Source organism: Desulfonema magnum (genome assembly GCF_017377395.1).
GTDB classification, from domain to species: Bacteria; Desulfobacterota; Desulfobacteria; order Desulfobacterales; family 4be13; genus Desulfonema_C; species Desulfonema_C magnum.
In genome coordinates, this window is the sequence record NZ_CP061800.1 from 571,015 (window position 1) to 586,029 (window position 15,015).

Annotated in this window: 12 protein-coding genes; 5 read left to right on the plus strand and 7 right to left on the minus strand. The window is 48.4% G+C overall.

What is annotated here, in order from left to right; genetic code table 11:
• Positions 1–205 precede the first annotated feature (205 nt).
• Entirely contained in the window at positions 206–583 is a 378-nt protein-coding gene (locus dnm_RS02235; RefSeq protein WP_207681095.1) for a tetratricopeptide repeat protein, read from the minus strand.
• A gap of 360 nt (positions 584–943) precedes the next feature.
• Here dnm_RS02235 and dnm_RS02240 point away from each other — a divergent pair, with 360 nt between their 5' ends.
• The 4 genes from dnm_RS02240 (at position 944) to dnm_RS02255 (ending at position 4,643) form a co-directional block, all read left to right on the plus strand.
• Entirely contained in the window at positions 944–1,222 is a 279-nt protein-coding gene (locus dnm_RS02240; protein WP_207681096.1) for a DUF997 domain-containing protein, read from the plus strand.
• On the plus strand, positions 1,219–2,772 hold the full coding sequence (locus tag dnm_RS02245) for a sodium:solute symporter family protein (RefSeq protein WP_207681097.1): 1,554 nt from the start codon (positions 1,219–1,221) through the stop codon (positions 2,770–2,772). Before dnm_RS02240 ends, dnm_RS02245 begins: the two co-directional genes overlap by 4 nt.
• 341 nt (positions 2,773–3,113) lie before the next feature.
• Positions 3,114–4,445, plus strand: coding sequence for a phenylacetate--CoA ligase family protein (locus dnm_RS02250; protein ID WP_207681098.1), 1,332 nt, complete (start codon positions 3,114–3,116; stop codon positions 4,443–4,445).
• 18 nt (positions 4,446–4,463) lie between these two features.
• Positions 4,464–4,643, plus strand: coding sequence for a hypothetical protein (locus tag dnm_RS02255; RefSeq protein WP_207681099.1), 180 nt, complete (start codon positions 4,464–4,466; stop codon positions 4,641–4,643).
• 57 nt (positions 4,644–4,700) lie between these two features.
• On the opposite strand, the gene dnm_RS02260 is transcribed toward dnm_RS02255, so the two are convergent.
• The 6 genes from dnm_RS02260 to dnm_RS02285 form a co-directional block, all read right to left on the minus strand.
• Complete coding sequence (locus dnm_RS02260) at positions 4,701–5,399, minus strand: Crp/Fnr family transcriptional regulator (RefSeq protein ID WP_207681100.1); 699 nt, start codon at positions 5,397–5,399, stop codon at positions 4,701–4,703.
• Between the two features lie 116 nt (positions 5,400–5,515).
• Positions 5,516–5,797 carry a hypothetical protein gene (locus dnm_RS02265; RefSeq protein WP_207681101.1) on the minus strand — a complete coding sequence of 94 codons (282 nt, stop codon included), beginning with the start codon at positions 5,795–5,797 and terminating at the stop codon, positions 5,516–5,518.
• A 171-nt stretch (positions 5,798–5,968) separates the two neighbouring features.
• On the minus strand, positions 5,969–6,973 hold the full coding sequence (locus dnm_RS02270) for an Rpn family recombination-promoting nuclease/putative transposase (RefSeq protein WP_207681102.1): 1,005 nt from the start codon (positions 6,971–6,973) through the stop codon (positions 5,969–5,971).
• 430 nt (positions 6,974–7,403) lie between these two features.
• On the minus strand, positions 7,404–8,375 hold the full coding sequence (locus dnm_RS02275; protein WP_207681103.1) for an Rpn family recombination-promoting nuclease/putative transposase: 972 nt from the start codon (positions 8,373–8,375) through the stop codon (positions 7,404–7,406).
• A gap of 193 nt (positions 8,376–8,568) precedes the next feature.
• Complete coding sequence (locus dnm_RS02280) at positions 8,569–9,498, minus strand: Rpn family recombination-promoting nuclease/putative transposase (protein ID WP_207681104.1); 930 nt, start codon at positions 9,496–9,498, stop codon at positions 8,569–8,571.
• Positions 9,499–9,530: 32 nt separating this feature from the next.
• Positions 9,531–10,319 (minus strand): hypothetical protein, encoded by a 789-nt coding sequence (locus tag dnm_RS02285; RefSeq protein ID WP_207681105.1) that lies wholly within the window; start codon positions 10,317–10,319, stop codon positions 9,531–9,533.
• Positions 10,320–11,371: 1,052 nt separating this feature from the next.
• Here dnm_RS02285 and carB point away from each other — a divergent pair.
• A complete protein-coding gene (gene carB, locus dnm_RS02290; RefSeq protein ID WP_207681106.1) occupies positions 11,372–14,572 on the plus strand; it encodes a carbamoyl-phosphate synthase large subunit in 3,201 nt (1,066 codons plus the stop codon).
• The last annotated feature ends 443 nt before the right edge of the window (positions 14,573–15,015 follow it).

The window sequence follows — 15,015 nt, forward strand, 5'->3', positions numbered from 1 at the left end:
GAACTCCCCGCCAAAGCCCCGTGGGTGCGGCATGTTTCTAGCAGGTTTGAAATTCCCCGCCAAAGCCCCGTGGGTGCGGCATGTTTCTAGCAGGTTTAAAATTCCCCGTCAAAGCCCCGTGGGGCGGCATGTTTCTAGCAGGTTTGAAATTCCCCGTCAAAGCCCCGTGGGGGCGGCATGTTTGTAGCAGGTTTGAAATTCCCCGTCAAAGCCCCGTGGGGGCGGCATGTTTGTAGCAGGTTTGAAATTCCCCGCCAAAGCCCCGTGGGTGCGGCATGTTTGTAGCAGGTTTGAAAGTCCCCGCCAAAGCCCCGTGGGTGCGGCATGTTTGTAGCATTATAATCAGCGTTTTTCTCCCCGATGCGTTACGATACCACTGTTCCGCTTCCAAATAATCCTCAACACTATACATGGTCTCATAAATTTTGCCAAGTCGGTACATAGCTTCGACATGTCCGTTTTCTGCGGCTTTGTGGTACCATTCTATAGCTTTGACCTCGAAAAAATGACTCCGGAAAAATTTTTTCGCTGCTATGACGACGGTCATAGACAGCTTTTTTTCATTCCGATATATCTGCTTCATAATTATCATCCCGGGAGATATCGAAATTTTTTTAATGAACAGCATTCACTTTCTTAAAGGTACTCATCTGTTCTCCTTATTTCTTTTTAAAAAGGAGACGCTTATCCAGAAGCGTTTGGATAAAACTTTTCCAGCACTTCCCATACAATAATAAGGGTGTCGGAAAATTTATGTTCGGCTAGTTACTGCTTTGTTTCAGAAATAATGTCAGGGTCATGTCCCTCCGCCCTGAAGATTTCTGTATGGCCCTGATATTAATTCTGAAACAGAGTACTTAGCAACAAAACAGGAGGAGGCTTGCCATGAAAATGACGATCCATATTTCATGGTTATAGACATTTAGTTAAAAAGGATAAAATAATGAAAGAGCAATCTGACAAACGAAATGGAATATTTATCGCAGTATTCATTTTTCTAACTGCGATGATATGGTGCCCGGTAATCTACGGACGATATGGTGATTCAGGGCGAATTTTCAGCATACCAGGCTGGGCCTTTATCGTAATAATTCTTGGCATTATTCTTTTTATTGCGGAATGGATATATCTGTTTCATACGGGTCTGTCTCTCAGCGACAGAGACCTTGAGGAGATTATTTCCGAACTGGACCAGGCAAAAAGGAAGGAGATAAAATCATGAGCGCAGTCCTTATTATTACCGGTATTTGTATGATTTCCGTTGTGATTAGTTATGCGGCTTTCCGCCGAGGGTCCGCACGCAGCGCGGATGATTATTTTGTAGCGGGGTCAAGCCTCGGGTATTTCGTGCTTATTTTCAGTCTGCTCTCCTCTTTTCTCAGTGCCTTCTCCATGTTCGGCATGTCGAGTCTCGGCTACCGGACCGGTTTCGGTGCGCTGTTCGTCCTTTGCGTAAACCTTGTACCCCTGGGATTTCTCTGGTATTTCATGCACAGAAAAACATTCATACTCGGCAGATCAAGAAAATGGGTCTCCATGGGTGCGCCCTTTGGAGAACGATATGGCAACGGGATGCGGGTGTTAATCCCCGTGGTCACGATACTGGCTTCGATTCCTTATCTGGTTGCCCAGATTCAGGGAATCGGTCTCATGCTCGAAGCCATGAGCGAGGCAATCATTCCTTATAAAATGGGACTCCTCTTTGTTCCTGCGTTTATTGCAGTTTATCTGATCATGGGCGGCATGAAGGGGGCTGCCTGGGTGAACACGGTTCAGGGAATCTTTTTTTCCGTTATGGTCTTTGTCCTCTTTTTCACTGTGATGATGAAAAACGGCGGCTTTGGTCCCACCATGGACCTTGTTTATGAAAGACACCCGGAACTTTTCCAGCTCGGGGCCAAGGGCGGCAAAGTCTGGAGTTATCCCATGGTGTTCGGATTTGCAGCGGCCATGTGTCTGGGTTCTGTATGTTTTCCCCAGCCTTACATGCACGCGTATTCGAGCCGATCTGCCAAAGGATTCAAAGCCATGGTGGTCTCCTTTGGCGGACTCTGCATGATTCTCGTGATCTGCACCACCCTGGTGGGCATCGCTTCCACAATCATCATTCCCGGTCTGAAAGGCGTTCAGGCGGATAAGGTTTACGGGCTTGTTGCCACCGCCGTGCTGCCGAACTGGCTTGCAGCCCTCGCCGTCGCAGGCGGATTCACCGCGGCCATGTCCACTGTCAATGGCCTTGTATTCGGAAACGCCACCAATGTTTCCAATGATCTTTACAAGCTGCTCAGACCGTCCGCCACGTCCGGCGAACTGGTGACAGTTGCCCGTCTGGCTGTGGGCGGAATCATGATCATATGTGTCATCCTGGCATGGAATCCGAACACGCCCGTGGCGGAACTTTCCGTGATCGCTTTCGGTATGGTCGCGGTGACCATCTTCCCGCTCTGGGGGGCATATTTCTGGAAAAGAGCCACCCGCCATGCCGCCATCGCCTCCACGCTGGCGGGTGTGGGGATGAACCTTACATTTTTCGCGATCGGCGGAAAGAGCATGGTCCTGTTTCCCCAGGCATCTCTGCTCCAACTGAACGGCTTTCTGATGTCCCTTGTGGTCGCAGGGATTGTTTTTGTGGTCGGAAGTCTTATTACCCAGCCGGGTGACATCGAAAATAAAAGTCTGGCAATATTTTTCCACAGTGCGCTGACCCGTCAACGCTCCCATGAGCGAACTGATGCATCAGGAGGGGTCTATGCTACGGCTGAAGAACGATAAATTCCGAGACATCATCATTCTTATATTGCAGGTCAGGTTGAGAAACCTGGCCCGCCTTAAAAAAGCAGATTCTGAGAAATTTTTTGGAAAACGACCCCGGCTTATATGAGACCCAATCTTTTTTCGCATGAATTCATACAGTATGACTGTCCATATGGACAGGGAATATATATCTTGATCCGTTATAATCAGTATGTTCAGTTTTGATAGTCCTGCACAAGTAGTGATGAATAAAATTCAGTGTTCTGATAGCCGGGGGAATGAACGGGATTCATCACTATATTTGCGGGACTACCCAGTTTTTAATCTTAAATTTACACTGCTCTTTAAAGAGGTATTTTATGAATACAGAACAGAAATATTGGAATCCCGTTTTGGAAACACTGCCTCGGGAAAAGCTCCACTCCCTCCAGTTGAAAAAATTCCGGCGGATCTTCACCTGGACTTATGAAAATTCCCGGTTTCACCGGAAGCTTTACGACGAGGCAGGCGTTACTCCTGAGGATATCCGCAGTTTTGAAGACATCCGCCGGGTTCCCAAAGTGGAAAAATCAATGATGCGGGACATTCAGCGCAAGGACCCCTTTCCTTACGGTGATGCCTTGTGCGTTCCCCTTGAAGAGGTCAGCGAATTCCGGCAGACCAGCGGCACAACGGGCCAGCCGGTTTATCAGGCTGATACCTGGCAGGACTGGGAATGGTGGGCTGAGAACTGGTGCTACATCCTCTGGGCCCAGGGCTACCGGCCTTCAGACCGGGTTTTTCTTCCCTTTGGATACAATATTTTCGTGGCCTTCTGGGCCGCCCACTATGCTGCGGAGAAGCTCGGATGCGAAGTCGTTCCCGGAGGCGTTCTTGACACCCAGGCCAGAATTCTTAAAATAGAAGAACTCAGGGCTACCGCCATGATGGCCACGCCGACCTATATTCTGGGAATGGCCGACACAGCCCGGACCAAAATGAACATTGATCCCACCCAGCTCGGGATCCGGAGAATCACCTGTGCAGGCGAACCCGGAGCCAGCATTCCGAGTACCAAGAAACGCATGGAATCTGCCTGGAATGCGAAAGTTTTTGATCACGCCGGAGCCACTGAGATCGGGGCATGGTCTTACGAGTGCGGCCATCAGCCGGGCGGAATGCATGTGAACGAAGCCATGTTTTTAGTTGAAATTGAAGATATGGAGACCGGAGAATCTATTGAGGAGCCGGGCAGAAAGGGCAAAATGGTGATCACAGCCCTTGACCGGATAGGGCAGCCCTGTGTCCGCTTTGATGCCAAGGATGTGATTGAATGGGACCCGGAACCGTGTCCCTGCGGACGAACCTTCCGGCTGATTAAAGGCGGCGTGCAGGGACGGGCTGACGATATCACCAAGGTCAAAGGCGTGCTGCTCTCGCCCGCGGCCATTGAGGAGGTGGTGCGTGATGTCGAGGGATTAGGTGACGAATACGAGGTTCTGGTTGATCGGCTCGGAGATATTGACCGGATCAAGCTGAAAGTGGAACTGATCCCCGGGGCAGAGGATCAGGTCAAGTCCATTGAGGCAATACTTAAGGACCAACTCCGGCTCAAGACCAATCTCGGATACCGGATCGATTTCTACGACTACGGAAAACTGCCCCGTTATGAGGTCAAGGCCAAGCGGTTCAAAGATTTGAGAAAGAAATAATGGGGGAGGAAATTCATTATGAACATAAAAGAAATAGATGACCAGATTCAGGTGATGATCTCGACAGCCGATGAACTGAAACGCCTGGGAGAAGACTTTCCTGCGCTGTACCGTAATGTGGCAAGAATTCAGGCAAGTCTGAAGATGCTCGAACTTAACATCTCAGATATCAGAGAATTGACAGGAGAAAGTAACTAAGGCGATTTCCAAGAATGAATTTGCCTTTAGGCGATGCCAGACCGCCTAAAGGCGAACTCATATCCATAACCTCTCGATTTCAGGATGACTTAATTCCTCTGGTCTGACAATGTGAATTTCACGCCGCCCGGTTTCAATGATGTTTTTTTCTCGCAAGCGGCTTAAAGCCCGCAATGCTGATTCTGTGGTTGTGCCTGCCAGTTCAGCCAGTTCTGTACTGGTAAAACTCAGTCTGGCTCCGAATTTGTTATATAAGGTAAACAGCGCACGCATCAGGCGATATTCGACTTTTTTCTCCATCATGTCAAGGATTCTCGTATTTGCACTGTCAACAGCTTGTCCGAGGATGCGAATGATATTGATAACGACCTGAGGATATGCAAAGGCAAAAGGAATGAATTTTTCCCGTTTTATGCTTAGGATGATCGAATCCTCAGCAGCCTCGGCCTCTGTCAGACGAGGCTCACCAGTGAATGGGCCTACTAAATTCAAGGGTTCTCCATATCTGACCAGTAAATAAGTAAGGCGTTTGCCAGTCAGGGAACAGATAGAAATGCGAACCAGCCCCTCGCCCACGAGATAAAAGGCTCGACAGGGTTCGCCAGCTCTGAAAATAACGGCATTTTTGGCAAATCGCCTTGAATCAGCGAGTTCAGCCAGACTCTTGTACGCGTCAGACGGAAGATCATTAAAACCCATTGATTCGCTGAAAATCGCTGTTTTGACTTCCGAACTCAGGGGGTCGCCAGTCTTCATATGGAATGCTCCGTGATATAAGGTTAAATATGGATTTTAAGCCGGAGGAATCTCGGCCGGAGGGCTATCAATCCCCATATGCAGCTTGCAGACCTGCCGACCTGCTGTTTCATCGTTCAGCCCCCTTTCCGATCCATCACTGACGAAACGTTTTCCGGCGTGCTGAACTGCGGAGGTTCCGGCGATAAAAATTTTCGCCATATCAGCGTCAGTTTTGCCTTGAGATGATGAAAGAGATATCTGTAAGACATTCTGAAACTGATCCTGTTTTTGTTCCGTTTTTTTGGGGAGATATGAAAGTTTTTTTCGCTTCGCCTGAACAAATTTTCCAAAAGTATTTCTGCACCAGTCAGAATTTTTTTTGATTTCTCCTCTGCCACGATATTGTAAGATGGCATAATGAATATTTCTGTACCACTATCGGATGTTATCAGTCTGAATCTGCACTGTCAAATTGTTTTTTTCGGGGGACATTTTTTTCGGGGAACACAATATTTATTTGTCCGATCTCAATTTTCTGCCGGGCTTTTTTATCAAAAAATAAGTATTGTATCCCCTGAGTTATCCCTTTATTTTCGGACAGCTTTCACTCTGTCTTCGGGGATACCCAGCATCTCGGCGATACGTTCATCCGCATACCCCGCTTCTCTCAGAGCCAGAACAGAACATCTTTCCCTTTCTTTTAACTCAGCTTCCGCCTTTTTCTCTCTTTTTTTCAACTCAGCTTCCGCCTTTCTTTTTTCAGCTTCCGCCTTTTTCTCTCTTTTTTTCAACTCAGCTTCCGCCTTTCTTTTTTCAGCTTCCGCCTTTTTTCTCAGCCGCGTCTCAGCTGCCAGTTTTTCCTTGATTTCCCTGCGTTCCCGCTCTATGCTCCGCTGGTCTCTGAGCCATGCCTCATGCAGCCGGTACTGCTCTCTCAGTCTTTCATCTTCTGTAAATTCCTGCAACATTTCATGTACCTCCATTATCCCCTTGTTGTTTCTGAATTTTTCTTCCAGAGGCTCGGACGGTTCATGGGTTCCCGAGAGAAATCCGCACCACTGCTCCAGCGGGTTCCATGACACGCCCTTTTTCCTCATGGCCTCCTGAAATTTCCCGAGTTCCAGATAATAAAGATTCCAATGCCTGCTTAACAGTTTGTGACTTTTCACATTGGTCATTCTGTAGCAGTTGTACCAGTCCGTCTCGTCCTCCAGAAGATCGGACATCAGAATATGGATGCCGTGGCAGGGTCTCAGCGCGGCGTAGTCCTCTCCGGCATTTAGCTGATCCCTGTACAGACCCGCCAGATAAAACATGGAACGCTCCGGATAGAATTTCTGGTGCGCCACCTGCATTTCAACATCGGCCCATGTCCCGGTTCTTTTTTCCTTTACCCGGAGGTCAAGTATGCCCATTTTGTCCTCCTGGTACTTTGATATGTCAAAAGGATTCATAATCCGCACCTTGCCGAACAGGGTGCCGGGGTGATCATATCCCGTGACCGCATTCAGCAGCGAAATCAGGGGCTTTGTCTGTTCCTGCCTTCCGAAAGCCCATTTGAACGCCACATCATTATAAAGGCAAATTTTCATTGGTTCCGTACTTTCTCCGCAGGGATTTTGCATAAGAAGAGGCTTGCAATCCCTTTCTTATGAATCCCTATTCTTACAGAAAATCCTTGTAGCGAATAATTCTAATTTGCTCAACATTCCTTTTCTTATGCGCTTTTCCTGTACTTTTCGGAGACCGTCCGCCCTCCGATCTGTTTCGCCCGTCCCCTGTTCAGCTTCGCTGCGGGGCGGATGCCATTCTCCCTGCCTGACATGCCGATTTGAAAGCAAGATAGGCCGGAATTTGCTGTTCCGCTCCTATTCTTGTCACTGTTCCGGCAACTTCGGAACATGCGGACAGATGCGAAAAAAAGCTTCCCGGCATACCTGTTCGTAAATGTGTTCGGAATGCGGACTGTGACTGATTCTCAGGCATCCCGACATGGGAAACCGGGCAGGCGAGGTTCACTGTTTATTTCCGGACAGCTTTCACTCTGTCTTCGGGGATACCCAGCATATCAGCGATACGTTCATCCGCATACCCCGCTTCTCTCAGAGCCAGAACAGAACATCTTTCCCTTTCTTTTAACTCAGCTTCCGCCTTTTTCTCTCTTTTTTTCAACTCAGCTTCCGCCTTTCTTTTTTCAGCTTCCGCCTTTCTTTTTTCAGCTTCCGCCTTTTTTCTCAGCCGCGTCTCAGCCGCGAGTTTTTTCTTGATTTCCCTGCGTTCCCGCTCTATGCTCCGCTGGTCTCTGAGCCATGCCTCATGCAGCCGGTACTGCTCTCTCAGTCTTTCATCTTCTGTAAATTCCTGCAACATTTCATGTACCTCCATTATCCCCTTGTTGTTTCTGAATTTTTCTTCCAGAGGCTCGGACGGTTCATGGGTTCCCGAGAGAAATCCGCACCACTGCTCCAGCGGGTTCCATGACACGCCCTTTTTCCTCATGGCCTCCTGAAATTTCCCGAGTTCCAGATAATAAAGATTCCAATGCCTGCTTAACAGTTTGTGACTTTTCACATTGGTCATTCTGTAGCAGTTGTACCAGTCCGTCTCGTCCTCCAGAAGATCGGACATCAGAATATGGATGCCGTGGCAGGGTCTCAGCGCGGCGTAGTCCTCTCCGGCATTTAGCTGATCCCTGTACAGACCCGCCAGATAAAACATGGAACGCTCCGGATAAAATTTCTGATGCGCCACCTGCATTTCAACATCGGCCCATATCCCGGTTTTTTTTTCCTTTACCCGGAGATCAAGTATGCCCATCTTATCCTTCTGGTATTTTGATATGTCAAAAGGATTCATAATCCGCACCTCGCCGAACATAGTGGCGGGGTGATCATATCCCGTGACCGCATTCAGCAGCGAAATCAGGGGCTTTGTCTGTTCCTGCCTCCCGAAAGCCCATTTGAACGCCACATCATTATAAAGACAAATTTTCATTGGTTCCGTACTTTCTCCGCAGGGATTTTGCATAAGAAGAGGCTTGCAATCCTTTTCTTATGAATCCCTCTTCTTTGTGAAACCCTTCATGATGACGCTATCCGGCAGCGACGGCCCGGGACTTCACTTCCTGTTCCAGACGGTTTCCCAGATATTCCGATACATGGGAAACCGGACGGGCGAGGTTCACTGTTTATTTCCGGACAGCTTTCACTCTCTTTTCAGGGATACCCAGCATATCGGCGATACGTTCATCTGAATATCCCGCCTCTCTCAGAGCCAGAACAGAACGTCTTTCCCTTTCTTTTGACTCGGCTTCCGCTTTTTTCTCTCTTTTTTTTAACTCAGCTTCCGCCTTTTTTCTCAGCCGCGTCTCAGCCGCGAGTTTTTCTTTGATTTCCCTGCGTTCCCGCTCTATGCTCCGCTGGTCTCTGAGCCATGCCTCATGCAGCCGGTACTGCTCTCTCAGTCTTTCATCTTCTGTAAATTCCTGCAACATTTCATGTACCTCCCTTATCCCTTTGTTATCTCTGAATTTTTCTTCCAGAGGCTCGGACGGTTCATGGGTTCCCGACAGAAATCCGCACCACTGCTCCAGCGGGTTCCATGACACGCCCTTTTTCCTCATGGCCTCCTGAAATTTCCCGAGTTCCAGATAATAAAGATTCCAATGCCTGCTTAACAGTTTGTGACTTTTCACATTGGTCATTCTGTAGCAGTTGTACCAGTCCGTCTCGTCCTCCAGAAGATCGGACATCAGAATATGGATGCCGTGGCAGGGTCTCAGCGCGGCGTAGTCCTCTCCGGCATTCAGCTGATCCCTGTACAGACCCGCCAGATAAAACATGGAACGCTCCGGATAGAATTTCTGGTGCGCCACCTGCATTTCAACATCGGCCCATGTCCCGGTTCTTTTTTCCTTTACCCGGAGGTCAAGTATGCCCATTTTGTCCTCCTGGTACTTTGATATGTCAAAAGGATTCACAATCCGCACCTTGCCGAACAGGGTGCCGGGGTGATCATATCCCGTGACCGCATTCAGCAGCGAAATCAGCGGCGTTGTCTGTTCCTGCCTTCCGAAAGCCCATTTGAACGCCACATCATTATAAAGACAAATTTTCATTAACCCACCGTTTTCCGAAGGCTGTCCGTTTTTTATCTTTCAGCAACCTTTTCAAAATTCAGTAAATCCATTGTGTCGTCTCTCATCGCCATTGCATAAATCCCGCTCCGTGTCAGATGTCTCAGAATATTCTCAGGGATGTGCAGGGATGAAAAAATGGGAACAACTCTCCTTTCCCGGGACTCCGGGAAATAATCCGGCACTTCTTCCAGCAGGCTGACAAAATCCCGGACATCCTCCGGTCTCGGATTCGATTTCACCTCGCAGATGAAAAAATGCCTGTCCGCCACGCCGATCACATCGAACTCCCGCCGCACGTTCCGGTCGGACGACTTTCTTCTCTGAAGGCGTGCCGCAAAAGATTCGAAATTACTGTCTCCGAAATATTCCTCCGCAACTCCCGGTATGTTGGGTGCGGCAATGTCCTCAGCCACTGTTCCCAGCCTGTTGGCAAGTTCGCCCCATTTTTTGTCTGTCTCTTTTTTTAGTGCTCTCATCTCCTTACTGAACGCTTTTCTGTCAGCCCTCATCTCCTTTTTGAATGCTTTCATCTCTGCCTTGAGATTTTTTGTATCCGCTTCCATGCGGGACAGGGTCGCATCTGTTTTTTCTTTGAAAGCCCTGGTGTCAGCTTCCATCCGAGTCAGAGTTCTGTCCGTGTCCTCTCTGAAAACTCTCATTTCTTCTTTGAAAGCTTTGGTGTCAGCTTCCTGGCGAATCATCATTTTATTCATGGAGGCGATGAACTGTCCCAGCACGGATTCCAGCGAATCTGTCCGTTTTTCCAGCCCGTCAACTTGTTTCTGCAAATTTGCGCTCATAACAGTCTCCCCTTGTTTTTTATTTTATGTTATCAGAATATATGGGATATTCTGATGTGTCAACAGGAACATCTCTGCTGGAGCAAGGGAAAAACGTCTTGCTGCAATTCATCATTCAGCCCGGAAAAGCCCCGTGGGGGAGGCATATTTGCGGCATTCGTCATGCGGCGGCCCTCTGGCGGCATATATTTGCGGCATGGTTCGCAAGCCTGCTGCAAAATATGCCGCCCTCACGGGGCTTTGCACAGGCCCGGCATGACTAATGCTACAAACATGCCGCCCCCACGGGGCTTGGTCAGCCCTCCCGTAAATCCGTTATAAGCAGAAATATGTGAAGCACTTACAGGGCTCAACGCTGTCTGGTGGGTTTCGCTTCGCTGCACCCACCCTACATTTTTTTTACCGTGAAAATACATTTTGAAAAGCCGGGTTTTTTATCTGAAAACATTTTCATAACCGGGGGCGAAAAACCCGGCTTTTTCATGAGCGTTTATTTGATGTAAAAAGTTATACAAATCACAAACCACCAATGACAAATCACAAATCACTTTCATATAAACGGCCATGAGCTGCCGGTCACAACGAAAAATGAAAGTTTTACTTTTTTTCCTAACACCTAACACTTAACACTTAACACCTTTTTCATATAAACGGCCATGAGCTGCCGGTCACAACGAAAAATGGGTAGTGTTCTAAAACTGGACTTAAACTTTTTAACCCATTGAATCAATTTGGCAAATATCGGGGCAAGTCCAGTTTTAGAACACCACCGAAAAATGAAAGTTTTACTTTTTTTCCTAACACCTAACACTTAACACTTAACACCTTTTTCATATAAACGGCCATGAGCTGCCGGTCACAACGAAAAATGAAAGTTTTATAGTTTTTCCTAACACTTAACACTTAACACCTAACACCTAACACTTTCATATAAAACCAGCCAGAAATTAAAACTTGAAAAGGGGCCTTATATTTGATAACCCTCCTCAGACCGCTTCCCGTGTGGGGGGCATGAACTAAAAAACATAAGCAGAAAAAGGGAAAGACATAATATGCCCAAACGTGACGACATTAACAAAATAATGATTATTGGCTCAGGCCCCATTATCATCGGCCAGGCGTGTGAATTTGACTATTCCGGAACCCAGGCTTGTAAGGCTTTAAGGTCCCTGGGGTACGAAATTGTACTCGTAAACTCGAACCCCGCGACCATTATGACAGACCCGGGCACAGCAGATGTGACGTACATTGAACCGCTGAATATCAAAGTGCTGACAGAAATTATCGCGGCAGAACGTCCTGACGCATTGCTGCCAAACTTAGGCGGACAGTCCGGCCTGAATCTGTCCTCTGAACTGGCAAAAGCCGGTGTGCTGGAAGAATATGGTGTCAAGGTCATTGGTGTGAATGTTGACGCAATCGAACGCGGAGAAGACCGGACAGCGTTTAAAAACACAATGGATCGCCTCGGCATTGAAATGGCAAGAGGAAAAACAGTCAATACCGTGGAAGATGCTGAAAAAATAGCAGAAGAATTTGGTTATCCTGTTGTGATTCGGCCCGCATACACCATGGGCGGCACAGGCGGCGGAATGGTTTACAATGTTGAGGAACTTCGCACCATTGCCGCACGGGGGCTTTCCGCAAGCCTTGTGGGTCAGGTTCTTGTGGAAGAATCGGTCCTGGGCTGGGAAGAATTGGAACTGGAAGTGGTCCGGGACGCAAAAAACCAGATGATTACGGTCTGCTTTATCGAAAATGTGGACGCAATGGGGGTTCATACCGGTGATTCCTTCTGCACCGCCCCCATGATGAGCATTGCTCCGGAATTGCAGGAACGCCTTCAGAAATATTCTTATGACATTGTGGAAGCCATTGAAGTCATTGGCGGAACCAATATCCAGTTTGCACATGATCCCAAGACAGGCCGGGTCGTTGTCATTGAAATCAATCCGAGAACCTCACGCTCCTCAGCCCTGGCATCCAAAGCCACAGGCTTTCCCATTGCCCTGGTCTCCTCGCTTCTGGCCGGGGGCCTGACAATGGATGAAATTCCCTATTGGCGGGACGGAACCCTTGAGAAATATACGCCTTCGGGAGAGTATGTTGTTGTAAAATTTGCCCGGTGGGCCTTTGAGAAATTCGAAGGCGTCGAGGATAAACTCGGCACACAGATGCGTGCGGTGGGCGAAGCCATGAGCATCGGCAAAACCTATAAGGAATCTTTTCAGAAGGCCATTCGCTCATTGGAGATCGGTCGTTACGGACTGGGGTTTGCAAAAGATTTCAATAGAAAATCCCTGGATGAACTGATGCAGATGATGGGATTCGCGTCAAGTGAACGTCAGTTTCTCATGTATGAGGCATTACGCAAAGGGGCCGGTGTTCAGGAACTTTACGAGAAAACCCACATCAAGCCCTGGTTTATCGAGCAGATGAAGGAAATGGTGGAACTGGAGGAACAAATCCTTAAATACAAAAACCGAATGCTTCCGGATGAGTTGCTCACCCAGGCCAAAAAAGATGGGTTTGCAGACAGATATCTGTCTCAGCTTTTAAATATTCCGGAAAAAGATATTCGTGAGAAACGCATCTCTCTGGGCGTGACAGAAGCCTGGGAACCGGTTCCGGTGAGCGGCGTGGAAAATGCTGCTTATTACTACTCAACTTATAACGCACCCAATAAGGTGGAAGTGAGCGACCGGAAAAAAATCATGGTGCTTGGCGGCGGGCCGAACCGCATCGGACAGGGGATTGAGTTTGATTACTGCTGTGTTCACGCGGCCTTTGCCATTCGTGACGCGGGATATGAATCCATCATGGTCAACTGCAACCCCGAGACAGTTTCCACGGATTACGACACTTCGGATAAATTGTATTTTGAACCGCTCACTGTGGAAGATGTGCTGAGTATTTATGAAAAAGAAAAACCCGAGGGCGTGGTGGTTCAGTTTGGCGGTCAGACCCCGCTCAATATTGCCAGCGAACTGGCCGAGGCCGGTGTCACGATTCTGGGAACATCTCCTGAAACCATTGATCTCGCGGAAGACAGAGATCAGTTCCGCAACGTTATGTTAAAACTGGGCATTCCTCAGCCCAAATCCGGCATGGCCAGCACGCTGGAACAGGCCATTGAAATTGCCAATGAAATCGGGTATCCGCTCATGGTTCGTCCCTCTTATGTTCTGGGCGGACGCGCCATGCAGGTGGTTCTGGATGAGGAAATGCTGAAACAGTACGTGGCTGCTGCTGTGGATGTCTCACCTGAACGACCCATTTTAATAGACAAGTTCCTGGAATACGCAATTGAAGCTGAGGCGGATGCCATTGCTGACGGAAATGATGCGTTTGTGCCTGCGGTGATGGAACATATTGAACTGGCCGGTGTGCATTCCGGTGACTCGGCATGTGTGATTCCTCCTGTGAGCATACCGCTGAAACACGTTGAAACCATCCGTGAATATACCCGTAAAATCGCCATAGAACTGAATGTGGTGGGCCTGATGAATGTTCAGTTCGCCATATTTAATGACACGGTTTATATTCTGGAAGCCAATCCCAGGGCCTCGCGCACTGTGCCCATTGTTTCCAAAGTCTGTAATATTTCAATGGCAAGGCTTGCCACTCAGGTCATGATGGGGAAAAAGATCGCGGACCTTGACCTTTCGCTGAAACCCATCCCGCATTTTGGTGTCAAAGAGGCGGTCTTTCCGTTTAATATGTTCCCGGAAGTGGATCCGATTCTGGGCCCGGAAATGCGATCCACTGGCGAAGTCCTGGGTCTGTCTCATTCTTTCGGACGGGCATTCTTCAAGTCTCAGGAGGCCACGCAGCTGGTTCTGCCGCTTGAGGGAACGGTTCTGATTACTGTGACAGATGCGGATAAATCAAGTATTCTGGAGCCTGCACGGCTTTTCAGAGAAATGAATTTTAAGATTATGGCAACAGAGGGAACGCATAAGTTTCTGTCAGAGAACGGCATTGAGGCCGAGGCGATTAAGAAGCTGGGGCATGGCAGACCTAATATTGTGGATGCCATTAAAAACGGAGAAATCCAGTTGGTCATCAACACGCCCAGCGGAAAGCAGAGCCAGGAAGATGATTCTTATATCCGCAAGGCCGGAATCAGCTATAAAATTCCCAATATTACAACATCTGCCGGCGCGCTCGCTGCTGCCAAAGGCATCGCTGCACGAAGAAAAGGAAAGCCCAAGGTCAGATCGCTGCAAAAATATCACGCAGACATAAGATGATGATTCGGCCTCAGCAACCCGCCCCTTAGTTCGGCCATCTCTCCCCGCCCTTGGCTCGGCCCCACTTCCTCACTTGGCTTGGATTGATAAATCCAAGCCTCCCCCACTTTTGGTTCTGCCTCTTATAGCCTTTAACATAATGTTTGTCAGGCCGGAGTGCAAATTTGTGCTTTGTGCGGAGTTCCGCACAGGCGGCGTCTCCACCCGGATATGCATAAAGCACAGCTTTGTTTTCCGGATAATCTTTTTTTTAAAAGCTGCAATTCCGCCCCGCCTCTTAGCTCGGCTTGGATTGACAAATCCAAGCCTTTTGCTGAATTTCCCTATTCCGCTGGAGCAGGTGTGACTTCTCCTGACAGCAAGCAAAGTAAGTTTCCTGATTTTTTGCTTATTCCCTTTATTGCTTCACAAAGCAACAAGCCAGAGGTTTTTTTACTGGCGCA

Coding starts and splice junctions, on each gene's coding strand:
- dnm_RS02275 (WP_207681103.1), bottom strand. CDS start 8,375: ATGAAAATTTGTCTTTATAATGATGTGGCGTTCAAATGGGCTTTCGGG.
- dnm_RS02245 (WP_207681097.1), top strand. CDS start 1,219: ATGAGCGCAGTCCTTATTATTACCGGTATTTGTATGATTTCCGTTGTG.
- dnm_RS02270 (WP_207681102.1), bottom strand. CDS start 6,973: ATGAAAATTTGCCTTTATAATGATGTGGCGTTCAAATGGGCTTTCGGA.
- carB (WP_207681106.1), top strand. CDS start 11,372: ATGCCCAAACGTGACGACATTAACAAAATAATGATTATTGGCTCAGGC.
- dnm_RS02285 (WP_207681105.1), bottom strand. CDS start 10,319: ATGAGCGCAAATTTGCAGAAACAAGTTGACGGGCTGGAAAAACGGACA.
- dnm_RS02280 (WP_207681104.1), bottom strand. CDS start 9,498: ATGAAAATTTGTCTTTATAATGATGTGGCGTTCAAATGGGCTTTCGGA.
- dnm_RS02250 (WP_207681098.1), top strand. CDS start 3,114: ATGAATACAGAACAGAAATATTGGAATCCCGTTTTGGAAACACTGCCT.
- dnm_RS02265 (WP_207681101.1), bottom strand. CDS start 5,797: ATGCCATCTTACAATATCGTGGCAGAGGAGAAATCAAAAAAAATTCTG.
- dnm_RS02235 (WP_207681095.1), bottom strand. CDS start 583: ATGAAGCAGATATATCGGAATGAAAAAAAGCTGTCTATGACCGTCGTC.
- dnm_RS02255 (WP_207681099.1), top strand. CDS start 4,464: ATGAACATAAAAGAAATAGATGACCAGATTCAGGTGATGATCTCGACA.
- dnm_RS02260 (WP_207681100.1), bottom strand. CDS start 5,399: ATGAAGACTGGCGACCCCCTGAGTTCGGAAGTCAAAACAGCGATTTTC.
- dnm_RS02240 (WP_207681096.1), top strand. CDS start 944: ATGAAAGAGCAATCTGACAAACGAAATGGAATATTTATCGCAGTATTC.